The sequence below is a fragment of the Enterococcus asini ATCC 700915 genome (assembly GCF_000407365.1).
GTDB classification, from domain to species: Bacteria; Bacillota; Bacilli; order Lactobacillales; family Enterococcaceae; genus Enterococcus_C; species Enterococcus_C asini.
Map to the genome: position 1 here is coordinate 184,012 of NZ_ASVU01000001.1, position 25,043 is coordinate 209,054.

At 45.7% G+C, this 25,043-nt stretch carries 22 protein-coding genes; 6 read left to right on the plus strand and 16 right to left on the minus strand.

Annotated features, from left to right (window positions below):
- Positions 1 to 104: 104 nt before the first annotated feature.
- From I579_RS00955 to I579_RS01000, 10 genes are all read right to left on the minus strand, one after another.
- Positions 105 to 2,351: an ATP-binding cassette domain-containing protein gene (locus tag I579_RS00955; protein ID WP_010753077.1), complete on the minus strand. Its 2,247-nt coding sequence runs from the start codon at positions 2,349 to 2,351 to the stop codon at positions 105 to 107.
- A 200-nt stretch (positions 2,352 to 2,551) separates the two neighbouring features.
- A complete protein-coding gene (locus tag I579_RS00960) occupies positions 2,552 to 4,165 on the minus strand; it encodes a CTP synthase (RefSeq protein ID WP_010753076.1) in 1,614 nt (537 codons plus the stop codon).
- A 335-nt stretch (positions 4,166 to 4,500) separates the two neighbouring features.
- Entirely contained in the window at positions 4,501 to 5,841 is a 1,341-nt protein-coding gene (gene glnA, locus I579_RS00965; protein WP_010753075.1) for a type I glutamate--ammonia ligase, read from the minus strand.
- Positions 5,842 to 5,885: 44 nt separating this feature from the next.
- Positions 5,886 to 6,263 carry a MerR family transcriptional regulator gene (locus I579_RS00970; protein WP_010753074.1) on the minus strand — a complete coding sequence of 126 codons (378 nt, stop codon included), beginning with the start codon at positions 6,261 to 6,263 and terminating at the stop codon, positions 5,886 to 5,888.
- A 322-nt stretch (positions 6,264 to 6,585) separates the two neighbouring features.
- Positions 6,586 to 7,479: a hypothetical protein gene (locus tag I579_RS00975; RefSeq protein ID WP_010753073.1), complete on the minus strand. Its 894-nt coding sequence runs from the start codon at positions 7,477 to 7,479 to the stop codon at positions 6,586 to 6,588.
- Positions 7,480 to 7,723: 244 nt separating this feature from the next.
- Complete coding sequence (locus I579_RS00980; protein WP_010753072.1) at positions 7,724 to 8,983, minus strand: methionine gamma-lyase family protein; 1,260 nt, start codon at positions 8,981 to 8,983, stop codon at positions 7,724 to 7,726.
- On the minus strand, positions 8,980 to 10,221 hold the full coding sequence (hflX, locus tag I579_RS00985) for a GTPase HflX (protein ID WP_010753071.1): 1,242 nt from the start codon (positions 10,219 to 10,221) through the stop codon (positions 8,980 to 8,982). The genes I579_RS00980 and hflX overlap by 4 nt, the downstream gene beginning before the upstream one ends.
- A gap of 2 nt (positions 10,222 to 10,223) precedes the next feature.
- A complete protein-coding gene (gene miaA, locus I579_RS00990) occupies positions 10,224 to 11,141 on the minus strand; it encodes a tRNA (adenosine(37)-N6)-dimethylallyltransferase MiaA (RefSeq protein WP_010753070.1) in 918 nt (305 codons plus the stop codon).
- On the minus strand, positions 11,138 to 11,884 hold the full coding sequence (locus tag I579_RS00995) for a glycerophosphodiester phosphodiesterase family protein (RefSeq protein WP_010753069.1): 747 nt from the start codon (positions 11,882 to 11,884) through the stop codon (positions 11,138 to 11,140). The genes miaA and I579_RS00995 overlap by 4 nt, the downstream gene beginning before the upstream one ends.
- Before the next feature lie 86 nt (positions 11,885 to 11,970).
- Entirely contained in the window at positions 11,971 to 12,492 is a 522-nt protein-coding gene (locus I579_RS01000; RefSeq protein WP_010753068.1) for a hypothetical protein, read from the minus strand.
- 167 nt (positions 12,493 to 12,659) lie between these two features.
- Between I579_RS01000 and I579_RS01005 the strand changes: the two genes are divergently transcribed.
- On the plus strand, positions 12,660 to 13,019 hold the full coding sequence (locus I579_RS01005) for a thioredoxin family protein (RefSeq protein WP_010753067.1): 360 nt from the start codon (positions 12,660 to 12,662) through the stop codon (positions 13,017 to 13,019).
- A 40-nt stretch (positions 13,020 to 13,059) separates the two neighbouring features.
- Here the strand turns inward: I579_RS01005 and I579_RS01010 are convergent, their stop codons facing one another.
- Positions 13,060 to 13,704, minus strand: a complete 645-nt coding sequence (locus tag I579_RS01010; RefSeq protein WP_010753066.1) for a redox-sensing transcriptional repressor Rex — start codon at positions 13,702 to 13,704, stop codon at positions 13,060 to 13,062.
- Between the two features lie 226 nt (positions 13,705 to 13,930).
- Here I579_RS01010 and I579_RS01015 point away from each other — a divergent pair, with 226 nt between their 5' ends.
- The 4 genes from I579_RS01015 to I579_RS01030 all read left to right on the plus strand — a co-directional run bounded on the left by I579_RS01015 (position 13,931) and on the right by I579_RS01030 (position 18,430).
- On the plus strand, positions 13,931 to 15,865 hold the full coding sequence (locus I579_RS01015) for an ABC-F family ATP-binding cassette domain-containing protein (RefSeq protein ID WP_010753065.1): 1,935 nt from the start codon (positions 13,931 to 13,933) through the stop codon (positions 15,863 to 15,865).
- Positions 15,866 to 15,991: 126 nt separating this feature from the next.
- Positions 15,992 to 16,708, plus strand: coding sequence for a C39 family peptidase (locus I579_RS01020; protein WP_010753064.1), 717 nt, complete (start codon positions 15,992 to 15,994; stop codon positions 16,706 to 16,708).
- Between the two features lie 106 nt (positions 16,709 to 16,814).
- Positions 16,815 to 17,927, plus strand: a complete 1,113-nt coding sequence (ald, locus tag I579_RS01025) for an alanine dehydrogenase (protein ID WP_010753063.1) — start codon at positions 16,815 to 16,817, stop codon at positions 17,925 to 17,927.
- A complete protein-coding gene (locus tag I579_RS01030; RefSeq protein ID WP_010753062.1) occupies positions 17,924 to 18,430 on the plus strand; it encodes a cysteine hydrolase family protein in 507 nt (168 codons plus the stop codon). Before ald ends, I579_RS01030 begins: the two co-directional genes overlap by 4 nt.
- A gap of 72 nt (positions 18,431 to 18,502) precedes the next feature.
- Here I579_RS01030 and I579_RS01035 read toward each other — a convergent pair whose 3' ends face one another.
- The 5 genes from I579_RS01035 to I579_RS01055 all read right to left on the minus strand — a co-directional run bounded on the left by I579_RS01035 (position 18,503) and on the right by I579_RS01055 (position 23,784).
- A complete protein-coding gene (locus I579_RS01035) occupies positions 18,503 to 19,576 on the minus strand; it encodes an ABC transporter substrate-binding protein (protein WP_010753061.1) in 1,074 nt (357 codons plus the stop codon).
- Entirely contained in the window at positions 19,573 to 20,415 is an 843-nt protein-coding gene (locus I579_RS01040) for an ABC transporter permease (protein WP_010753060.1), read from the minus strand. The genes I579_RS01035 and I579_RS01040 overlap by 4 nt, the downstream gene beginning before the upstream one ends.
- On the minus strand, positions 20,412 to 21,221 hold the full coding sequence (locus I579_RS01045; protein WP_010753059.1) for an ABC transporter permease: 810 nt from the start codon (positions 21,219 to 21,221) through the stop codon (positions 20,412 to 20,414). Before I579_RS01045 ends, I579_RS01040 begins: the two co-directional genes overlap by 4 nt.
- 11 nt (positions 21,222 to 21,232) lie before the next feature.
- Positions 21,233 to 22,324 (minus strand): ABC transporter ATP-binding protein, encoded by a 1,092-nt coding sequence (locus I579_RS01050; RefSeq protein ID WP_010753058.1) that lies wholly within the window; start codon positions 22,322 to 22,324, stop codon positions 21,233 to 21,235.
- Positions 22,325 to 22,533: 209 nt separating this feature from the next.
- Positions 22,534 to 23,784, minus strand: coding sequence for a carboxylate--amine ligase (locus I579_RS01055; protein ID WP_010753057.1), 1,251 nt, complete (start codon positions 23,782 to 23,784; stop codon positions 22,534 to 22,536).
- 285 nt (positions 23,785 to 24,069) lie between these two features.
- Between I579_RS01055 and I579_RS01060 the strand changes: the two genes are divergently transcribed.
- Positions 24,070 to 25,035 carry a YhdH/YhfP family quinone oxidoreductase gene (locus tag I579_RS01060; RefSeq protein WP_010753056.1) on the plus strand — a complete coding sequence of 322 codons (966 nt, stop codon included), beginning with the start codon at positions 24,070 to 24,072 and terminating at the stop codon, positions 25,033 to 25,035.
- Positions 25,036 to 25,043 lie beyond the last annotated feature (8 nt).

Genomic DNA, 25,043 nt, shown 5'->3' on the forward strand with positions numbered 1-25,043 from the left:
GACTCCTTTCTTTGTGAACACATCTGTTACTATTGTGATTTCAATAAAGTATACCACGACAAAGCGTCCCGAACGCTTAGAAAAGTCCGGGACGCTTCTTTTCTTTATAAATAACGAGCGGTGATGGACTCTTCTTTGGTCAAGCTCTTCACTGGCCCTGAATACAGGATGCGGCCACCATTTTTACCGGCTTCCGGACCAATATCCACGATCCAGTCGGCTTGTTTCATGACTTCCACATTGTGCTCAATCACGATAACGGTACTGCCGTTGTCTACTAGTTTCTCCAATAATTCCAACAATTCCCCAACGTTGGCCATGTGCAACCCCGTGGTCGGTTCGTCTAAAATATAGAGATTCCCCGATTTGTGGAGTTCACTGGCTAGCTTGATTCGCTGACACTCCCCACCAGACAAAGTATCCATCATCTGGCCAAGGGACAAGTACCCTAGCCCCACCTCAGCCAGTGTAGCTAAAGTCTTTTGAATCTTAGGATTTTCAAAGAAGGCCAGCGCTTCACTAACCGTCATCTTCAAAATTTCTACTATATTATAGCCACCTAATTTGTATTGGAGTACTTCGTCTTTGTACTGACTGCCGCCACATGCGGTACAAGTGGTTTTGACCCCTTCCATAAATGCCAGCTCCATCACCACATACCCTTTTCCTTGGCAATGTTCACAGGCTCCGGCAGAGTTAAAGCTAAAGAGCGACTTGTCTACCTGGTATTTTTTGGCGTAACTGTCGCGAATGGCGGTCATGATTTTGGTGTAAGTTGCCAAGTTGGAACGAGACGATTTGTGCAAAGCGCTTTGGTCGATAATGATGGATTCCGGGTGTTGCGCCACAAAATCCCCAAAAACCAAAGAGCTCTTACCTGAACCGGCCACCCCAGTCACCACGGTGAAGGCTTCTTTGGGAATCTTGACGGAGACATTTTGCAAATTGTTCGTATTGGCATTTTCCACTTGATAGTAATCTGAGCTAACGCGCTGATTTTCTTTTAAGGTGAGATCTCGCTTTAAGTAGCGTCCGGTTAAAGTGTCACTGCTTTTCAGCTCCGTAAGACTACCGGTAAAAGTAATCTCGCCACCTTTACTGCCGGCTAAAGGACCCACATCCACGATAAAGTCCGCCACGGCAATCACATCTGGATCGTGTTCCACTACTAAGACGGTATTGCCCTTGTCTCGTAGTTTTTGCAACATCCGATTTAAACTTTGCACATCACGAGGATGCAGTCCGGTTCTCGGCTCATCGAATACATAGAGGATATTGTTCAAACTGTTGTTTGAATACTGGACTACTTTGATTCGCTGAGATTCCCCGCCGGACAACGTGGTCGTCTCCCGAGTCAGGGAGAGATAATCCAGATTCATATCGATTAGATTTTGCAGGCGTAAGGTCATTTCATCTAAAATCGGTTGCACTTCTGGCTCATCCAAAGACTGAATGAAACTTAGCAGCTCGCTTAGCTCCATGCGAGCCGCTTCATCGATCGTAATCCCATTAATTTTACTACTTAATGATTTGGCATTGAGTCGTTTTCCATGACAAGTTTCGCACAGATCCATTATGGTATAATCTGTCAGTCGCTTTTGGGTGGCTTCCGAGTGTTTACTTAAATCGCGGTCGATAAACAAGCGCTTAAACTTGTAGATAATCCCTTCGAAATCCGTCTTAAAAGTACCATCTTTATAGGGCACCATCACTTTTTCTCCGTGACCGTAGAGCAGTTTTTCCAATAATTCTTCCGGGTATAGCTCAAGAGGTAAGTCCAAGTCGAAAAACTCCGGAACTGCAAAGGAATTGTAATACCACGTTCCTTTAGCAAAGCTCGGAAACAAAACAGCCCCCTCATTTAAGGACTTACTCATATCCAAGATTTTCTTCATGTTCGGGGCGATGACCTTGCCGATCCCTTGGCAAGTCGGACACATGCCCTCTGGATCATTAAAGGAATACACATGGGAGAAACCAACAAAAGGTTTGGCAATTCGGGAATACAACAAGCGCAAGAAACTGTAGATATCCGTCCGAGTACCTAACGTCGAACGAGCATTCCCGCCTAAGCGACGTTGATCCACGATGAAAGCTGGAGACAAGTTTTGAATGCTGTCTACTACCGGTTTTTCGTATTTCGGTAAATACGCTTGAACAAAGGTACTGTACGTCTGATTCATCTGGCGGCCCGCTTCATTGGCAATCGTATCGAAAACAATCGAAGACTTTCCGGAACCAGAGACTCCGGTAAAAATCGTAATCTTGTTTTTCGGAATTTCCAAAGAAACGTTCTTGAGATTGTTTTGGCGCATACCCTTTAAAATAATCGTATCGCGTGTGTCTGTCATGAATTGCCCTCCTTTTATTGAACCAGTGTCGACTGCTAGAGACGCAAAAAAACTATCGATTACGCAATAGCAGAATCGATAGACGGTCTCTTTTTGGTGTTAGATGGTTCATTATACAGATAGACTTCCCCGGTGTAAAGGAAAAACCTTTTCAATAAAAAAGCGCCTCTAGCACCAAGACTAGAGGCGATAATTTTAACTTAGGCTTTTGCTTCTCCTTCACTTAAAGCCGCACCAACAAAAGCTTTGATCAAGCGTTGTGGGCGGGTTGGGCGAGAGATTAATTCTGGGTGGAATTGGCAACCCACGAAGAATTTGTTTTCAGGAATTTCCACGATTTCCACAAGACGATTGTCTGGTGAAACCCCGGAGAAGACCATGCCGTTGTCTTCAAAGATTTCCCGGTAACGGTTGTTGAATTCATAACGGTGACGGTGACGTTCTTGCACGACTTCTTGTTCTTCGTAAGCCGCCGCAGTCTTCGTACCTTTTTTCAATTTACATGGGTACAAGCCTAGACGCAAGGTACCACCAAGGTTTTCGATGTTTTCTTGGTCTGCCATTAAATCGATGATGTTGTTGGCAGTATTCGGATTGGTTTCTGCAGATGCGGCGTCTTCCAAGCCCACCACGTTCCGGGCAAATTCCACGCAGGCCATTTGCATCCCAAGACAGATACCCAAGAACGGTACATCGTTTTCCCGGGCGTAACGAATCGCTTCGATTTTCCCTTCGATTCCTCGGTCACCAAAGCCCCCAGGAACCAAAATCCCATCTGCGTCTTTCAAGATTTCATCTACATTGTCCCGGGTTACGTCTTGTGCTTGCACCCAGTCAATGGTGATATCGGAATCGTAGAAGAAGCCTGAGTGTTTCAAGGATTCCACGACAGAAAGGTACGCATCTGGTAATTCCACATATTTACCCACTAAAGCGATGCGGACATTTTTCTTCAAGTTCAACACCCGTTCTTCCAAAGCGCGCCATTCGCTCATATCTGCTTCTGGTGCATCTAGTTTCAAATGATCACAGACGATTTGGTCCATTTTTTGTGCTTGCAACATCAATGGAATGGAGTATAGAGTTTCTACGTCACGAGATTCGATAACCGCTTCTGGTGCCACGTCACAGAACTGCGCCAATTTGTTCTTCGTGCCTTGAGAAACCGGCATTTCCGTCCGAACTACCAAGATATTTGGTTGAATCCCTAACCCCCGTAATTCTTTCACGCTGTGTTGGGTCGGTTTGGTCTTCATTTCTCCGGCAGCTTTCAAATAAGGAATCAAAGTGGTGTGAATGTACATTACATTGTCTGAGCCTACATCGGCTTTCATTTGACGCAACGCTTCTAGAAATGGCAAGGATTCGATATCCCCTACCGTACCGCCGACTTCGGTGATGATCACGTCGGAGTCCGTCATTTTAGCGGCCCGCATGATTTTTTCTTTGATCTCATTGGTGATGTGTGGAATGACTTGCACGGTTGCCCCCAAGTATTCCCCTTTACGCTCTTTGCGTAAAACTTCTGAATAGATTTTCCCGGTAGTCACATTGGAGTATTTATTCAGATTGATGTCGATGAAGCGTTCGTAGTGACCTAAGTCCAAGTCGGTTTCGGCGCCGTCATCGGTGACAAATACTTCCCCGTGTTGATAAGGACTCATGGTTCCTGGGTCAACGTTGATATAGGGATCGAATTTTTGAATGGTGACCTTTAGCCCGCGATTTTTCAGCAACCGGCCAAGGGATGCTGCCACGATTCCTTTCCCAATGGAAGAAACCACGCCGCCTGTTACAAAAATATATTTCGTCATATAACTACTCCTTTTCTTGTGTGATGGGAAAGCACTGTAAAGCAATTTTTCCAAAGAAAGCCAACCAGGTGATCACGCTCGTTGCACCAGCTTTGCAAAAAATAGAAAAGCTCCCTATCCATAAGAATAGGGAGCTTTGAAATCACAGTTCGTGTACCCTCCTAAAAGGGTGCCCAAGTAGGATAATACAAGCTGGTCAAAAAAAAGTCAAGCTTGAGATTTTTTTGAAAGGGGTTTTCCTAAAACTTCCTTAACTTGCTAACTCTCGGAGCACAAAGCACGCCGTACAAACAAATCGCTATGAGACGTATCCCATAGCGGTTTGTTTCCTGTTTTTAGTACAATTCCAAATATTGATCCCGTTCCCATTCGGAGACGGTTTGACGGAAGGAAGCCCATTCCATGCGCTTGGCTTCATTGAAGTTGCAGAAGATGTGCTGTCCTAACGCATCGATCATCACTTGATCTTTCCGCAATTCCTTCAAAGCATTGTGCAAAGTTGAAGGCAAGTCTTGAATTTGCGCTTCTTCCCGTTCTTGTTCGTTCATCACGTAGATATTACGGTCTACGGATGGTGGTGGTGTCAAGTCGTTGCGAATTCCGTCTAAGCCGGCTTCCAAAAGCACTGCCATAGCGAGATATGGGTTCGCCGATGGATCCACCGAACGCAATTCCAAACGAGTGGACAAACCACGAGATTCTGGTACTCGGATTAGTGGGGAACGATTGCAACCAGACCAAGCAACGTAAACCGGTGCTTCGTAACCAGGCACCAAACGTTTGTAAGAGTTCACGATTGGGTTGCAGACTGCGGTATAGGCCCGGGCGTGTTTCATCAAACCACCCAAGAAATTATACGCCGTGGTAGACAACTGCATGTCCCCATCTGGATCAAAGAAGGCATTTTCATCCCCTTTGAACAAGGACATGTTGCAGTGCATCCCGCTACCATTGATGCCGAATAATGGTTTTGGCATGAAGGTCGCGTGTAAGCCGTGTTTTCGCGCGATGGTTTTCACGACTAATTTAAAGGTTTGGATGTTGTCGCAAGCTTCCACTACATTGGCATATTTGAAGTCGATTTCGTGTTGGCCTGGGGCAACTTCGTGGTGAGAAGCTTCCACTTCAAAGCCCAAGTTTTCTAATTCCAATACGATATCCCGACGGCAGTTTTCTCCCAAGTCGGTTGGTGCGAAGTCGAAGTAACCACCAGCATCATTTAGGTCTGTAGTAATTTCGCCATTTTCGTCCAGTTTAAACAAGAAGAATTCCGGTTCAGGTCCTAAGTTGAAGGAAGTGAAACCCATTTCTTCCATATTGGCCAAGACCCGTTTCAAATTGCCACGAGGATCACCAGCAAATGGTGTGCCATCTGGATTGTAAATATCACAGATCAAGCGGGCAACCTTGCCGTGGTCGCTTTCCCAAGGGAAGATCATCCAAGTAGAAAGATCTGGATGCAAGTACATGTCTGATTCTTCAATCCGTACAAAGCCTTCAATCGAAGAACCATCGAACATCATCTTGTTGTCTAAAACTTTTTCCAATTGACTAACTGGTACTTCCACGTTTTTGATTGTTCCCATGATATCAGTGAACATCAAGCGGAGGAAGCGTACGTTTTCTTCTGAAGCGATGCTTTTAATATCTTCGGTTGTGTAATTTGCTTTCGGCATTTTATCCCATCCTTCTATTTGTTTGTTTATTTCCACAACAGCGACTACATCCGTGGACCCTGTTGGTATGGATTTTTTTGATTGAGTCCTCCTTGATTCAAGAGCTCGTCGTAAAATATCCGACGCACATCATTGTCTGTCAGAGGCTTTTTAGCTTTTGCTTGTCGCTCTTGCTTTTGTTTCATCTGATAAGCATGTTTGATTCCGGCCATATTCAAGCCATCGGAGAGATAATCCTTGATTTCGAGCAAGGTGTCGATATCGTTTAAAGAATACATCCGCCGATTTCCTTCACTGCGCTCGGGATGGATCAAATCTTGCTCCTCATAGTAGCGAATCTGGCGAGCCGTCAAATCCGTCAACTTCATCACGGTCCCGATGGGGAAAACAGACAAGGAACGTCGCAATTCTTTTTCCCGCATAGTTTTGCTCCTCTCATGAATCAGCAATTAAATCATGTGTTAACTATACCACTTGAGATTCATCCGTCAACCACATATGTTAGATTTTCTAACATGAAACCCAATATTTTTTTCGTTAAATTTAAAAACCTGATAATACCGGCCTTTTCAACAGCATAAAAACCGAACATTCAAAATATTTTTTTCAAAAAATCCTGACTTTCCCTTGTCAGATGTCAAAAAAGCACAAAAAAATAAGCAAAAGAAAAATACCAATCCCTAAACCGGACTGGTATTTTTTTGATCGCTATTAACTAACCATCTAACCTCTACAATTTCCGAATCACTTCACCGAGACAGCTGTTTTCAAGGCGGAAACCGGATCTTGGTGGGTCACACGATACACTGTTTCATCCTCCTGCCAAACTACTTGGGCCTTTTGGTAGCCAGAAATACCTAGGTCGACCGTCACCTGTCCCACAGATTTTGGTACCGGCAAGAAGCCTTCTTCTAAATAGGTGACCATTTCTTTTGCTACCGGTATAGGATCTTGATTTTCACTGTTGATGCCCCGGACGGTTAAACTCCACTTGCCCTCTTGCCAATTGAGATAAGTAGATCCCGCGGCACCTTGCATGTGCCCAGTTATATTGTACCCCAAGTCCACGGCTTGCCCTCCTTGATCCACCACATAGTTGACTGCGGCTTGGGCTTCGGCGGCACTACCATAACTAGTAATCTGATAGCTTGCAAAAGGCGTCTCATTGTTCAATTGCCGGTGATTCATCACTAAGGGCTGATCCATGGCATAGTACAAGACGCTAAGATGATTGACTTCCAACGCACTCGCGATATTTAAAGCCTTTTGATTGGGTGCCGTTACGGTTGGCAAACGTAACTCCGAATGCATGGCCGCTAATTCCGCTGCTGCATTTGGTGTATTGCCCGCCGGTTCACTACTAGGCTCCGTAGACGCGGCCGGTTCACTGGATTTTTCAGAGCTATTAGCTGAACTACTACTTGAACTGCTTGCAGAAGAGCTGCTACTTGGCTTACTTTCGCTAGACTCACTGCTTTTTTGGTTGCTGGACTGACTACTAGCAGTGGAACTTTCCTGCGTGCTACTGGATTGCACCGTGGTTTCTTCTGTACTGGAATTTGGCGTCTCATTATTTCTACGACACCCCACTAAGAGTCCCGCTACTATGACCAAACCTAAAACGATTCCTTTTTTCATGTGAACCCCTCCGTTCTTTTTCCATAGCCTTTTGGATAAAATTACTTACTAAAAAGCGCTCCAAAAATAAACTTATTCCACAGCCACACTAAGGCCAGCTCTCACTTAAAGTATACCCGATTCACGTAAAAAACCCGAAGCATCGGCCTTCTCTTGCTGAAGGATAAGTACTTCTTAAGGATTCAGCGCAAAAAAGGCAGCGTTCCTTTTTTTCAAAAGAACACTGCCAAATTTTTTTATCTACTTATTGTCCTTTGTAGAACACATCGTTCACCGCATTGGCCACGGCGATTTTTACATGCTCATAGGTCAAGCCTCCTTGCACGTACAAGCAGTAAGGCTCCCGCAATGGCCCATCAGCGGATAACTCGATGCTGGCTCCCTGGATAAAGGTGCCTGCCGCCATGATGATGTCATCTTCATAGCCGGGCATATACGCTGGAATCGGCGCCACAAAGCCATCCACCGGCGAAAAACGCTGAATCGCTTGGGCAAAGGTAATCATGGCTTCTTTATCCTGCAAATCCACTAGCTGAATCAAGTCCGTGCGAGGAGCATCCCAGGCCGGGGTGGAAGCAATCCCGTGAAGGTCCAATAGCGCCGCAGTAAAGATGGCACCACTAATGGCTTGGCTGACCACATGAGGAGCTAAGAAGAAACCTTGAAGCATATCGAAGACCGTAGTCAACATGGCTCCACCTTCCATGCCTACCCCAGGAGCAGACAGTTGGTTAGCACAAGCCGTGACCAATCTTTCGGAACCAACGATGTAGCCCCCGGTTTTGGCGATGCCACCCCCGGGATTTTTAATCAAGGAACCAGCCATTAAATCAGCCCCGACTTGGGTCGGTTCCAATTCTTCGGCGAATTCCCCGTAGCAGTTGTCCACAAAAATGGTCACTTCAGGGGCGATGGATTTCACGAAGTCGCACATTTCCTTAATTTGAGCCACGGTGAATGAAGGTCGACTAGCATAGCCTCGAGAGCGTTGAATCCCGACGACTTTCACGTTAGGCGTTAATTTTTCCCGCACACACTTAAAGTCTACCGCTCCCTCTTCCAAAAGTGGGACTTCATCAAAATCAATGCCCCATTCTTTCAAACTACCGACGCCATCACCAGTCAAGCCGATGACTTCTAATAAGGTATCGTACGGGGTGCCGGTGATATAAAGCAATTTTTCTCCCGGACGCAAGGTACCAAATAAAGCAGTGGCAATGGCGTGGGTCCCGGAAGCAATCTGTGGCCGGACCAAAGCGGCCTCTGTGCCAAAGACTTCTGCATAGACCGCTTCTAGGGCATCCCGGCCTAAATCATCATGGCCGTAACCAGTGGATGGCATAAAATGGGTTTCAGAAATCTGGGCATGAGCAAATGCCTGCAACACTTTGGCTTGATTGTCCAAGGCAATTTGTCGCACTTCTTCTAAACGCGGGGCAATCAACGCATCTACTTGATTGATTTTTTCAACTAGTTCCGGAGTAAAATTCTTTGTCCAACTCATGGTTCTTCCTTCTTTCTCACAACTGAGGCTCCCTCAGGCACAAAGCCCTTCACCAAATAACTTTGGCTGTCCTCTTGATATTCTTCACTTAAGAGCAACGTTTCCTTTTTCAAACGACTTAACCACTTGCCTTCACTTTGAGGCACGGCTAAGGAATACGGCTCCAAAATCTCCATCAGGCGCAGTTTTATCGCTTCTGTTAAGTCCGCTTTCCCGCGACTGCTTTTGGCGGAAATCAAAACATTGGGAAAAAGCGTCGGCACAAACTGGGCGCCTTCGAGCTTGTCGGCTTTATTGTAGACGGTTAAAAGAGGGATATGAGCAAAATCCAATTCCTCCATTAATGCCATCACCGTGGCTTCTTGCTGCTGGCGGTCGGGGCTCGCCGCATCCACCACGTGCAAAAGTAGGTCCATATTGCGACTTTCTTCCAACGTGGAATGAAAGGCGTCAATTAGCTGGGTAGGCAAGTCTTGAATAAAGCCCACGGTGTCCGTCACCGTCACTTGAAAACCTTCTGGTAAACACCACTGCTTGGTTAAAGGATCCAAAGTGGCGAACAAGGCGTCTTGTTCATAAGTCGCCGCACTGGTCAAAAGGTTTAAAATCGTCGACTTACCGGCATTGGTGTAGCCGATTAATCCAATTTGAAAGACTTGGCTTTGGCGTTTTTGCCGCGTTCGCTCCCGGTGAGCCGCCACTTCTTTTAGCTCTCGTTTGATCCCGGTAATGCGATTACGAATATGCCGTCGGTCCGTTTCCAGCTTGGTTTCCCCCGGACCACGAGTCCCAATCCCCCCACCTAGGCGAGAAAGATTTTTCCCTTGCCCTACAAGTCGAGGCAGTAAATATTCCAACTGGGCCAACTCTACCTGTAATTTTCCTTCTTTAGAGCGTGCCCGCATGGCAAAGATATCCAAAATCAATTGCACCCGGTCGATTACCGGAACTTCCACTTGATCTTGAATCAGCTGGCTTTGCCGAGGGCTTAATTCATGGTTAAAAATCACCAAATCCGCCTCGTGGGCTTCTACCAACTGGCGTAATTCCGCCAGTTTTCCTTTGCCAATCACGGTTTGCCGATCCACTTGAGGGCGCTTTTGAATCAATGAAAAACAAACCGTTCCCTTGGCGGTCTTCGTCAAACCTTTTAACTCCAACATAGATTCCCCAAAATTACGCCAAGTCTCCTCGGTTTCAACCCCTACCAAGATTACTCGTTCTTGTTTTGCTTCCATGGTCATCCCTCCAACCATTGGTGTATTTGTGCTTCCAGTGTTGCAAGTTGCTCCGGCTCTTGCACTAGGTCTACCCAATGCGGCGCCATGCGATTGCGAAACCAAGTCAACTGACGCTTGGCATAGCGACGGGAGTCTTGCTTAATCGCTTCTTTGACTGCGAGCAAGTCCACTTCACCGGTGAAATAAGGAAAGAACTCCCGATAGCCGATGCCTTTTGCCGCTTGACTGTCTGGCAAATCTCGCAAAGTAGCCGCTTCTTTTTCTAGCCCGGCAGCAAACATCTGCTCCACCCGTTGATTAATCCGCTGATACAAAAGACTGCGCTCCGTAGTCAAGCCAATCAAGAAATCATCGTAACGCTTCTGGGGTTCGTTTTCCGGCGCTAAAATACTGCGACCGGTGCGCTCCAAGACTTCCAAAGCGCGAATGACTTTCCGTTGGTTGTTAAAATGAATCTTCTCGGCTGCTTGAGGATCTTTTTCTTGTAAAAGTTCCCATAGAGCTTGATTGCCTTGCTCTGTGGCAAAAGCAGCATAGTGCTCCCGCAGTTCTTGGTTCCCAGATTCAGGAGCGCCGCCTAAGTCGTAATCATAAAGCAACGCCTGAATGTAAAGTCCCGTGCCACCCACAATCATGGGCAACTTTCCACGACTGGTGATTTCGTCAATTTTTTCTCGGGCCAAGCGCTGAAACTCCGCCACGGAAAAAGACTCACTCGGGTCTTTAATGTCAATCAAATAATGGGGAACTCCTTGAGCTTCTGCTGCCGTGACTTTCGCCGTGCCAATGTCTAGTCCCCGATAGATTTGCATGGAATCCCCACTGATGATTTCTCCTTGAAAACGCTGGGCCAAATGAATGCTTAAAGCGGTTTTTCCTACACCGGTGGGTCCGGCAATCACCAAGACTTTCTTCATTTGCTTTTCTCCTGTCGAAAGGCATTAATACCGTCAAAGCACATTTCAGGAAAATTGGTGATAATCCCGGTTACCCCTAGATTGAGACAACTGCGAACTCCCACCATGGTGTTCACGGTCCAAGGACGCACGGCTAATGGAAAGGTCGCTAGCTTACCGGCATTTTTCTCCGCCCATTCCAACTTCGGATGAATTCCTTCAATATAACCACGATCAATAGCTTGTTGAACCTTGGCCTCGGAAGTCCCTAAAATAAGGTCCAACTGTGCTCCAGGATCCAGTTCATACAGACGATCCAAGGAATTGATATTAAAACTGCAATACCAGTATGAAAACGTCCATTCTTGGCTTTGCATGAACTTCGCTAAGCGTTCTTCAATGCCTGGGTATTCGTATTTATCCGTCTTGACCTCGATGCACAACGCCCCACGAAAGTTGCGAATCAATAAGAGATTCACCACTTCTTGCAAGGTAGGGATTTTCGTCGAAGAATATTGATCGGAAAACCAACTTCCTGCATTCAAGCGTTTCAACTCGGCTAAGGTATGTTCACGAATCAAACCTTTGCCTTCTGTGGTGCGATCCACGTCTTCATCATGCATAACGATTAACTGCTGGTCCTTAGATAGATGGACGTCTAATTCGATAATATTGGCTCCTTGGCGAATCGCCTCGGAAAAAGCCGGCAACGTGTTTTCCGGGCGAACGCCACTGGCGCCACGATGTGCTACCACTTGTGTCATTGTTTCCACTCCAATCTTGTTCATTGTACCATTTTCTTTCCTGAGAAGGAAAAAGGACGGTGACAACTGTTTGCCACCGCCCCCTTTTATTTCAAATACGTAAGTTCTTCATTGGCCAGCTTCTTCAACTGAACCTTCCGCTCATTGACCAAAGACAAAAGCGAAGCGGAGAATTCTTCTAAAACACTCCGGGCTCCTTTGTATGCATAGCCACCCATGGCTACCGTGTCTTCGGGAGATAAGATGACCTTGCGCTGGCCGATTTGCTTGAAAAACTCTTCCACGATGTAATTAGGTAAATAAAAATTATTCTGGGCGGTAAATGACTGCAAGAAGACATAATCATCAATGGTGATATAAACGTCATCCAAAGAATCAAAGCCCACGTAGCTAGACATGGTGGCCGCCCGTTTCTGCAAGACTTCTTGAATCTTTTGATTTAATAAAAGTACGGTTTCGATTTCTTTGGTTTTGTGCTCCAACATCCGCCGACGAATATCCCGACGTTCCTCGTACCGAATCCGTAAATTAAATGCGATAATCACGATTAACGCACCAATCATCACCCCTACTAAAGCTGCCAAGCCCACGATCCAAATCTCTGTCATAAACTGTCTCCCTTATTCCTAAGACGGGTTTTCCGTCGTTTCGTTTGTTATTTTGATTGTAGCAGTTTCCCAAGGAATTTGGTAGACTCTCCCACCTTGAAAACACAAGAAAGCACCTTTTTTGACTTCTCACTGTCCCGGGCTTATGGTAAGGGCGAGGTGATTGAATGATTAACGTAACCGATTTTGAAACAGGTTTGACGCAATTGCAAGAAGCCCCGCTAGCCATTGCCTATATTTCCATGCCAAATTGTAGCGTCTGTGTCTCCGTAAAGCCTCAGCTAGTCAAGCGCTTAGGCCCTACCGGAATTCCACTGTTACACTTTGATGCTGCGGCACTTCCTGAAGTCGCCGGAAGTTTCCAAGTCTTAACCGCTCCGGCCATTTTACTCTACGCCCAAGGCAAAGAAGTCGACCGCCAAGCCCGGTTCATCGACTTCAACCGCCTGGAAACCGAGGTTAAAAACTACTTAGCAGCCGGCAGTGCTCCCGTGGACTACGCTGCACTTTTTGCGTCAGAAGAATAAAAACTCGCCCTAGCATTTTAGGGCGAGTTTTTTTGTGCTGTTATTCTGCTTCCACGTTAGCATTGCTGTGTAAAAAGTAAATCAAAGTTTGCAGTTCATTGGTCAAGTCTACATTTTGAATCAAGACTTGTTTTGGCGCATGAAGCCGTGCCGGAGTAAAGTTCAAAATGCCTTTAATCCCTGCTCGGACTAATTCATCCACAATTGGTTGGGAATGTTCTGCGGGAACCGTTAAAATCGCAATGTCGATTTCTTGCAGACGAATTTGTTCTGCCATGTCTTCCAAAGGATACACGGGAATCCCGTCTAAAATCCGGCCGATAATGTCTTTGTTCACATCAAAAGCCGCGCTAATACGGATACTATTGCTTTGGTGGAATTTGTATTTTAACAAGGCGCTGCCGAGATTCCCCACGCCGACTAAAGCCACATTGGACATTTGGTCGTCATTTAACGTCTTGGCAAAAAAGTTCATCAAGGCTTCGACATCATAGCCGTATCCTCGCTTGCCCAACTCACCAAAGTAGGAAAAGTCCCGACGAATCGTGGCACTGTCCACTTGAACCGCATCGCTTAGTTCTGTGGATGAGACTTTTTGTTTCCCAGAGTGATGCAATATACGTAAATAACGATAATAAAGCGGCAGACGCTTGGCTGTCGCCTTCGGAATAACTTGATCTTTCAATTGTACTACCTCCGCTTGTGAATTTCTCTTACGAACTGTCGAAATCATACCAGTAATTTTGTGAAAAAACAACAACCTTGCTCACTAGACAACAAGCTTTACTTTTTAAGCAAGACCATCGCAACGGGAAGGAAAGTATGATAGACTAACGGGGAGCGTCGACCGCTTTTTGACACCGGTTGTCAGGCGAGTCTGACCTACTTTTCACAAGCAAGGAAAATCGACTATGATCTTATTACAAGCAAATCAAATCGCCCGGCTCTTTGGCGCCGAGGTGTTATTCCAAAATATTCAGCTGGAGATTGCCGACCATGCTCGCATCGGTTTAGTGGGACGAAATGGTGCCGGCAAATCCACCCTCTTAAAAATTATAGCCGGGCTGGAAGCCCCTGACGAAGGTGCCATCGCCAAAAACAAAACGGCCACCATTGGCTACTTGGCCCAAGATACCGGACTGACCTCTGATAAAACCGTTTGGGAAGAAATGCTCGCAGCCTTTGACGCATTAAGGCAACAAGAGCGTCGTCTGGCCGAATTAGAACAAGCCATCGCTGCTAGCACCCCGAACACCCCAGAAGCTATACGGATCTTAAAAGAATACGATCAATTACAACACGACTTTCTAGCGGCCAATGGGTATGGCTACGAAGCAGAGATTCGTTCCGTGCTTCACGGCTTCCAATTCGACGAGAGCTTTTACAACCAGACCATTGATACCCTATCCGGTGGTCAAAGAACCCGGCTAGCCCTAGCCCGGATGTTGTTGCAAAAACCGGACATCTTGATTCTCGATGAACCTACGAACCATTTGGATATCGAGACATTGTCTTGGTTGGAAAACTATTTGCAAAACTACAGCGGTGCGCTGTTGATTGTTTCCCACGACCGCTACTTCTTGGATAAAGTCGTCTCGGAAATCTACGAAATCAGTCGCCATAAAATGCGCCACTATAAAGGAAATTACAGTCGTTACTTAGATTTAAAAGCGGAGCAGTTGCAAAGTGAGTGGAAATCCTACGAAAAACAACAGGAAGAAATCCACAAACTAGAAGACTTTGTGGCTCGTAACTTAGTGCGGGCTTCCACTACTAAACGGGCGCAAAGCCGTCGCAAACAATTGGAAAAAATGGAACGTATGGATAAGCCTCAAGGGGATGAAAAGTCCGTCCATTTTCTTTTTGATATCGACAAGCCTTCTGGCAATGTGGTCTGCCAAGTGGAAGCTGCCGCCATTGGTTACGACAAAGAAGTCTTAGCCAGTCCGATTGATTTAGACATCCGCCGCAAAGACTCCGTGGCACTGGTGGGACCAAACGGCATCGGCAAATCCACCTTGCTTAAGTCTTTAATCGGTGAATTGCCGTTTCTAGCAGGTAGTGCTCATCTAGGGACCAACGTCTCCATCGGCTATTACGACCAAGGACAAACAGAACTCAATCCACGCAAAACAATTCTCCAAGAACTTTGGGACGAGCATCCGACTACCCCGGAAGTGGAAATTCGCAATGTCTTAGGCGGGTTCTTATTCTCCGGAGAAGATGTGGAAAAACCGATTGCCCTCTTAAGCGGTGGCGAAAAAGCCCGGGTCGCTTTGGCAAAATTGGCCATGAACAAAGAAAACTTCTTGATTCTAGATGAACCTACCAACCATTTGGATATCGACAATAAGGAAGTCTTGGAAAATGCCTTAATCGATTACGAAGGCACTTTGCTCTTCGTCTCCCATGACCGTTACTTTATCAATCGTCTGGCTTCCAAAGTAGTCGAGCTCTCCCCTGAAGGTAGCAAGTTGTACTTAGGCGACTACGATTACTACTTGGAAAAGAAAAAGGAAGAAGAAGAGCTAAAGGAATTGCTGGCTCAAGAGACTGCGCCGACAACTACTCTTTCCCAAGGCAAACAAAGCTTCCAAAACAGCAAGGAACAGCAAAAACTCCTGCGTAGCTTGCAACGGAAAGTCACCCAAGTAGAAGAAGATTTGGCAAAACTGGAAGAAACTATGGGACAATTGGAAAGCGAAATGGCGAAACCAGAGATTCAAGCTGATCATCTAGCTTTGACAGAATTAAACCAACAGCTGGAAGAAGCACAAGAAAAACAAGAGGCTCTGCTGGAAGAATGGGAAGCCGCTAGCCTGGAACTAGAAGAATACGAAAACTAACCAAAAACCTCGGTGATTGCGCCGAGGTTTTTTGCTTAGTTTCCCAAGTATCCGCCTTTAGTCTGATGTATTTTGCCTCTTTATCTGGTTAACTAGTCTTGACTACACAGACGAAGGAGGCGCAACATGAGAAACGAACGCACCAGAAACCCGCTTAAAATCATCCTTGGGGTGGCTTTGATTTCGAGTGGCTTAGGTATTTTAGGTATGCAACAAATCACCTATAATTCTTTTCATGGGTCTTTTACCGATGACGAGTATTTCGAAAGCACTTTGACCAAAACTGAGTACGCAGATGAGGCTAACGACTACTTGAAAGTGGAAGGCATTCAAACCCCTTTGGTACTGCAAACCGATGAACGGTGGTCCAACGAAAGCTACGGCGTCGACGGTGGTCAGAGCATCGCCGAAAACGGCTGTGCCCCTGCTTCATTGGCCATGGTGCTTGCCTATCATGAAAAACGCAGCGTCTCCCCGAGTGAAATTACCGATTGGGCCCAAGCGAAATACTACGTGGCAGGTTCTGGCACCGACTGGTCGATTTTCTCTGACTTTGCCCAGGCCAACAATCTGACCTACCACGATTTAGGTGCCGACTTTACCAAGGCTCAACCTTACTTAGAAAAGGGCATCCCCGTGGTGGTTTCCGCCCTCCCTGGTGAATTCACCGACAATGGACACATTATGGTTTTAGCAAATTACCAAGCAACAGAAGATCATTTGACTATCTTAGACCCTAATGACGATCCGGAAAAATCTCATACTTACACTTGGTATGCCGCCAGTGAGTATGTCGATCAGTTCCAGCATTATTGGACCTTTACCAAAGACACAGCACTCTAATAAAAAACTGTCTATTTTTTAGACAGTTTTTTATTTTTTTCGCTTACGCTTTTTTCTTTGCTATACTAGTAACAAAGAAAAGGCTTAATCATAAAGGAGTGATTGGATGCGCATCGGAATTTTAAAAGAAATCAAAAACAATGAAAATCGGGTCGCCCTCCCCCCAAGTGGCGTTTTGGAATTACGCAATCAAGGTCATGAGGTCTGGGTGGAAGCTGGCGCCGGCCTTGGTTCGGCCATTACTGATCAGGAATACGCAGCGGCTGGAGCGGTCATTAAGGAGGTAGCGACCGAGGTTTGGTCCTGTGACTTGGTGTTAAAAGTCAAGGAACCGCTGGCAGAAGAGTATCAATACTTCCGGGAAGGCTTGTTGCTCTTTACCTATTTACACATGGCGGCCAACCAACCTTTAGCCGAAGCCCTTTTAGCCAGCAAGGTCAATGCCATTGCCTACGAAAATGTCACTACTCCTACCGGCCAACTGCCACTACTTGCTCCCATGAGTGTCATCGCAGGACGAATGGCACCACAAATCGGCGCCCGCTTCTTGGAACGTTCCTCTGGCGGAGCAGGCATATTACTAGCCGGTGTTCCAGGAGTGAAACGAGGAGAAGTTGTCATTATCGGTGGCGGCATCGCCGGTACCAATGCCGCGCAAATCGCCTTTGGACTAGGAGCAAAAGTCACCGTTTTAGATACAAACTTGCAACGCCTACAGGAACTGGAGTCCGAATTCTCCGGGCAGATTCAGACCCTGTCCTCGAATTTAAGCAACTTGGAAACATCATTGGCTGTGGCAGACCTCGTGATTGGCGCCGTCCTTTTGCCAGGACACAAAGCACCTAAATTAGTCACTCGAGAAATGGTGGCTCAAATGAAACCTGGTTCCGTCATCGTAGACATCGCCATCGACCAAGGAGGCATCTTTGAAACCGGCGATACCGTGACCACCCATGACGCGCCGACTTATGTTCGAGAAGACGTCATCCACTATGCCGTGGCCAATATGCCTGGAGCGGTCCCTCAAACTTCGACCTATGCCCTGAGCAATGCCACCTTGCCTTATATCTTAGAATTGGCCAAACAACCAATTAGCGACGTTTTGCGAGAAAACCAAGACCTTTGTCATGGTGTCAATACTTTCCAAGGGCACCTAACCTTACAAGCCGTGGCCGAAGATCTGGATATGTCCTACACTTCATTGGAACAATTGCTATGAACGAGGCAGGATTATGCGATGCTCTATTGATCATCGATCTGCAAAATGGCGTTTGTTATGGTGAAACACAGTTGCATCATTTAGACGAACTGATTATCCGAGTCAATCAAAAAATTGAGTGCTACCATAAGGCTAAGCGTACAATCATTTTCGTTCAGCACAATGATGCAGACCTTGTGAAAAATACCCAAAGCTGGTCACTCATCCCAAAACTACAAACAGAAAAAGGTACCCATTTTGTTCAAAAACAGCATGCAAACTCGTTTTATCAAACCGACTTGGATTTGATTTTAAAAAAGCATCAGGTTCAAACCATTGAAATCTGTGGTGCCCAAACCGAATACTGCATTGATGCCACTATTAAAATGGCACATGGGCTGGGCTACCGTCTATTTCTAGAAAAGAGTCTCACTAGCACTTACGACAATGATTTTATGAGTGCGCGACAAACCATTGGCTTTTACGAAGGAATCTGGGCGCAACGCTTCTTGACACTTGTTTAACAAAAAACTACCAGCGAATGTTGCTCGCTGGTAGTTTTTTTGATTATCTATTTGATTGAAATTTGAATTTGCTTATCTCCTATACATCTTCAACTCTAAGAACAAGTCGTTGTAAATTCCTAGATACTCAGGTCCTAAGTCTTCATAAACTTCCATATGAGTCAGCATTTCATCGGTTGGATAAAATTGCGTGTCTCCAGAAATTTCGGCCGGCAAGAGTTTCTTGGCGGCTTCATTGGGCGTGGAGTAACCGATATATTCCGCATTTTGAGCGGCATTTTCTGGTTCCAACATGAAGTTGATAAAGGCATAGGCGCCATCGATGTTTTTAGCAGTCTTAGGAATCACGATATTATCAAACCAGAGATTGGAGCCTTCTTCGGGAATCACGTAATGAAGATGTTCATTTTCGTACATCATATCTGCGGCTTCCCCGGAGAACGTGATGGCTAAAGGACTTTCCTCGTTGGCCATGTACATCTTGATTTCATCCGCCACGATGGCTTTGATGTTTGGCGTCAAGTCTTTCAGATGGGTAAAGGCTGCTTGTAGCTGGCCACGGTCTTTTGAATTTAAAGAATAACCGAGACTTTGTAAGCCAATGCCCATGACTTCTCGGGCGCCGTCGATAACCATGAGCGAATCCCGGAAGTCTTCCTTCCACAGATCATTCCAAGAAGCAATCGCCCCGTCTTTGATGAATTTGTCATTGTAGACGATGCCCAACGTCCCCCAGAAATAAGGAATGGAATACTGATTTCCAGGATCAAAACTCAGATCTAAAAAGTCGTCATGAATGTTTTCCAGACCTTTGATCTTACTGTGGTCCAATTTCACTAGGAGGTTTTCTTTCATCATTTTTTGAATCATGTATTCGGAAGGAATGGTGATGTCGTAAGCCGTTCCTCCCTGTTGAATCTTGGTAAACATGGCTTCATTGGAATCGAAGGTTTCATAATTCACCTTGTAGCCTGTTTCTTCTTCAAACTTATCGATTAACTCAGGGTCGATGTAGTCTCCCCAGTTGTAAATATTGACGATTTTCGCTCCGGCCATCCCGGTGGCATGCTCCAATTGTTTCACAGCAAAAAGGAGCACACAGATGATGGCGACGATGCCGATAATCAATGATTGCAATCGTTTCATCGAATTTCTGGCACCTCCATTCCCTTCCGTCGGCCTTTTCCTGGACGCTTGCGGTTTTCCTTACTGATGAAGTAATAACCGACAACAAGTACCATGGAGAATAGGAAGACCAAGGTTGACAAGGCATTGATTTCTAGGCTGATACCTTGTCGAGCCCGAGAGTAAATTTCCACTGACAAAGTACTAAAGCCATTTCCTGTGACAAAGAAAGTCACAGCAAAATCATCCAAGGAATACGTAAAGGCCATAAAGTAACCAGCGATAATTCCCGGTGTCAGAAACGGCAGAATAATGTGGCGCAAGACTTGGAAATTATTTGCTCCTAAGTCTCTTGCGGCATCCACCATGGAGTCATTCATCTCTTGGAGCTTCGGTAAGACCATTAAGACCACAATGGGAATCGAGAATGCTACGTGAGACAAAAGCACGCTGGTAAAGCCTAATTGGAAGCTTTTTACCACGGAACCTACCAAAGTGAAGAAAATCAAAAAACTGGCACCGATAATAACATCCGGAGAAACCATCAAGATATTGTTAAAAGACAGCAACGCGTTTCTAGTGCGCCGGCGCTTAGTGTAATAAATCCCCATGGCGCCAAAAGTACCGATAATCGTCGCCAATAAAGCGGATAAGAACGCCAACATGAAGGTATTTAAAACGATGATGATCAAGCGGGTGTCTTCAAAAACGGCTTGGTAGTGTTCAAAAGTGAAGCCCGTGAAGGAATTCATATTGCCCCCGGCATTAAAGGAGTAAAACACCAGATAAAAAATCGGAATGTATAACAAGACGAAAAAGACCACGAGGTACAATTTCGACCAAGCAAATTTCTTTTTCATGGACGACGACCTCCCTTACTTTTTTCACCGGTTAAGAGCATGACCACAAACATGGCAATGATTAAAATCACACCGATTGTGGAACCCATACCCCAGTTTTGGGTGACTAGGAAATGTTGCTCAATCGCCGTCCCCAGGGTAATTACCCGGTTTCCTCCGATTAGACGCGTCAGCATAAAGAGCGACAGCGAAGGGATAAAAACGGCCTGAACGCCACTTTTGACTCCGTTTAAAGATAGTGGAAAGACTACCCGCCGGAATGTCTCGAAGCTATTGGCTCCTAAATCACGACTGGCGAAAATCAAGGACGGATTCAATTCTTCTAAGGCGTTAAAAATCGGCATGATCATGAAAGGCAATTCAATATAAGTAGCCACCACGATAAAGCTAAAGTCAGTAAACAAAATCTGACGCGGGGCGATGCCAAAGAGTCCTAAAAAGTTGTTAATCCCACCGTGAACCCCGAAGATTCCGATAAAGGCATAAGCTTTCAAGAGCAAGTTAACCCAGGTGGGCAAGATGATCAACAACAGCCACAAGTCTTTGTGCTTAAGTTTTGTCAGAAAGTAAGCCGTGGGGTAGCTGATCAATAAGGTCAACACCGTAATCAAAAAGGCATAGAGAACCGAGTTGACGGTCATCGCCAAATATTTGCCACTGGCTAAATAGGTCTGGTAATTGGCAAAGGTGAAATTGCCATTCATATCAAAAAAGGACTGATAGATAATCAAAAGAACCGGTGCGATTACAAAAAGCAAAAGCCAAATCACATAAGGGATCGAATAAAGACGGCGCATTTTTGTCATATCGTCGCCCCCTACTCTTCGTAGCTTTCCAAACGAGCGTCGAAGTCTTCTTCTGACTCGTTGAAACGCATTACGTGGATGTCTTCCGGTTCAAAGTACAAGCCCACCTGACTGCCTTCTTTGGCTTTTCTAGTGGAGTGAACCATCCACTCATTGCCATCTTCATCGTAGCAGATGATTTCATAGTGCACCCCACGAAACAGTTGGGTGTCGACTTTCACCACTAGTTTGCCTTTTTCCGCTGTGGTAATATTCAAATCTTCTGGGCGTAAGACAACTTCTACCGGTTCATTGGGACGCATTCCACCATCCACACAGACGAATTGTTTGCCCACGAATTCCACCAGGTTGTCTTCAATCATAGTACCTTTTACAATATTGGACTCACCCACGAAGTCCGCAACAAAATGGTTAATCGGTTCATCGTAAATATCCACCGGAGTACCACTTTGAACGATTTTCCCTTTGTTCATGACAAAAATTTCGTCACTCATGGCCAGAGCTTCTTCCTGATCGTGGGTCACAAAGATAAAGGTAATGCCTAAGCGTTGTTGCAATTCCCGCAGTTCGTATTGCATATCTGTCCGCAGTTTTAAATCCAAGGCGGACAATGGTTCATCTAGTAAAAGGACTTTTGGTTCATTGACGATGGCTCTAGCGATCGCCACTCGTTGCCGTTGTCCCCCGGACATTTCCGAGATTTCCCGTTTTTCGTACCCTTTTAATTGTACGAGTCGCAAAGCTTCCATCACTTTTTCTTGAATGGCTGCTTTGGACAACTTTTTAATCTTTAAGCCAAAAGCCACATTATCGAAGACGTTCATGTGAGGGAACAATGCGTAGTCCTGAAAAACCGTGTTCACCTGCCGTTTATTGGCGGGGATGTCATTGATTCGTTGACCATCGAAATAAATGTCCCCAGCCGTAGCTTCTGAAAAGCCGGCGATAATCCGCAGAATCGTGGTCTTCCCACAACCAGAAGGACCTAATAAGGTATAGAATTTCCCTTCTTCAATGTCAAAGCAGATGTCTTTTAAGACCGCATCCTCAGTGTCTTCGTAGCGTTTTGTTACATGTTCAAATGAAATGATTGATTTTGCCAATTGTCTCCTCCCCTTATTGCAGACGGCACAAAATGCGCCCTTCTGTTGGTTTTTGGTTCTCTATAAGCATACTGATTCTATTCAAAAAAACAAGTTAAAAATCTTTCAGATAACGTTAGCCTCACGGGTTCCCCAAAGGTATTGCTACAAAAAAGCCCTCTGCTTAAGTGAAAGCAAAGGGCTTTTAAAATCAGACTTTGATGGTACGCCTATTTCACACTGAAATAGGTCTTAAAGCGTTTGTAGTAATTGTAAAACATGTATTTCATCAAGACCCAGCGCTGTAAGGAACGGTCTTTGTCATAAAATACCGTGGTGCCCCACCGGCCTTTTGCCAATAATTCTTCGGCGTAGCGCTTGTCTGGACTATCCACCGCGTATTCTTCAAAAATCTTCTTCGGCACGCCTAGCCAGACTTTGGCATTAGCGGCTTTTTTGCGACCGTAACGAGTTGCTTCAAAAGGTGTGTTAAACACCCGGTCTTCCGCAACAAAAGTAGCTAGGTTAAAGCCGTTTAACGTCACGAAGAAACTGCTCCGACCTTGGCGCAAATTGATTTCAAAGAGTTTGAAGATGCCATCTCTGGTGTCATACTTCAAGTCAAAGTTGGCAAAACCACGATAGTTGATCTTTTGCAAGAAGGCTTTAATGGTTTGGTAGATGCCTTCATCTTCATCCGGCACGATGACCACATAGTTCCCCACGGAAGCCGGTGTCGGGTCTTCCAACAAAGGATGGCCTAAGAACATGAAACGCACGTTGCCATTTTGATCCACGTAGGCATTAAGCACGCGCATGTTGCTGTCGTCTCCTGGGATAAAGTCTTGGGCAATCATTTCACTGGTGTAGCCGGCTTCGTAAAGGCGGTTTAAAATCACGTTAAACTCGGTCAAGTTGTCGATGATAAAGGCTTTTTTCCGTCCTTCAAAATGAATATCCAACCATTCCACACTGTTGGCCGGTTTTAATGCCACCGGAAAATCAAATGGCAGTGCCCGATCTAGCTTACCATCTTGCACCATATCTTTGGTGATGATCATGGTTTTTGGATAAGGTAGTTGGTATTCTTCACAAGTTTCGTAAAAGCTGACTTTATTGGACAATTTCTTAAACAAATCGTAGTCATTAGCCGCAAAGAGAAAATGCTCCGACAACTCTTCTTTGTGCTTGGCTAATAATTCTGCATAGCCATCTCCACAGGCCACCAATAAGTACTTTCCTTCAGGATCGTTGAAAACTTCTTTTTGCAATTTACGCATGGTTTCAATAAAGACCGGATCATCATGAAAATCATGAACCAAACGGACTTCGACAATTTTACTGTAGCGGGTCGGCGCCAACTGATCCGAGGCATAAGCAATGGACTTGATTCCATAGGCTTCATAAAATCCCCGGGCCATCCCGTAGACATTCATATCACTTCCCAACAAAATCGGCGTAAATTTTGTGGCTTCACTCATCAACTACACATCCTTATTTATTCTCGCAGTCATTCGTCAAAAACGGAGAACTGTTCCTGAAAAACCTCCCAGCGTAACGCGACACGCACAGGGACATTTCTAACAGAGTTATCATACCATACAGACCCGGTAAATCAAGAAATACCCCTTTGAAAACCCTACTCTTAACATAGAAAAAGAAAAGAAAATTTTCACACAAGAGAAATTCTCCTCCCGCATCTGGCTATCGTTTGTGGTATGATGTCAGAAAAGAAAGCTTTAGGATAGGAAGAAGGAGGGAATCTTTTGTCTAAGATGCAAGCGTTACGAGTCAATCGCCAAGAAAAATATGAGTGGGAAATCAAGGAAATTCCCCGCCCTACACCGGCAGACGGAGAAGTCTTGGTAAAGATCGCTTATTCCGGGCTCAACTATAAAGATGCTTTGGCACTGACGGATGCCGGCGTGATCCGTTCCTTTCCCCGAACACCAGGAATCGACCTTGCAGGTGTCGTAGTGGAAAGCAAAAATCCAGACTTCACTCCAGGGGACCAAGTTTATGGGACAGGGTTTGGCATTGGGGTCAGCTGGGACGGTGGCTTTAGCGAATACCAAACACTCCCTGGAAAATGGTTGTTGCCCTTGCCAGAAAACCTCGCTCCCTGGGAAGCCATGGCTTTTGGGACTGCCGGCTTAACCGCTGCCCTGTGTGTTGCCGCCATTACCCAAAAGGTACAGCTAGATGAACCCGTCTTAATCACCGGTGCTACTGGTGGTGTCGGTAGCATGGCGTATCATTTATTGTCCAAACTAGGCTATCGTGATTTGACGATCCTCAGCAGAAAAGAAAATGCTCCTAGTCTTTTTCCTAAGGCAAAGGACGTCTTGAATCCAGAAGTCTTTTTAATAGAAGAAAAACCACTAAATAGTCAACTTTTTGCTGGCATTGTGGACACAGTGGGCGGTGATTTACTAGCCAAACTATTGCCTCATGTTCATTACGGCGGTATCGTAGCCGCCTGTGGCAATGCTGGTGGCATCAAGCTCAACACCACGGTTCTCCCTTTTATCTTGCGGGGCATTACTCTAGCCGGCATCGATTCAGTGAATGCCACAAGCCAGGACCGACAAAAAGCTTGGAACCTTTTGATTGAGCACAAAGACTTGTTACAAGAAATTGTCTTGCAAGAAATTTCCTTACCCGATGTTCCCACTGTGGCGGCTAGCCTTAGAGCAGGCACCCACACAGGACGCACAATCGTAAAATTGTAGGTGATCAG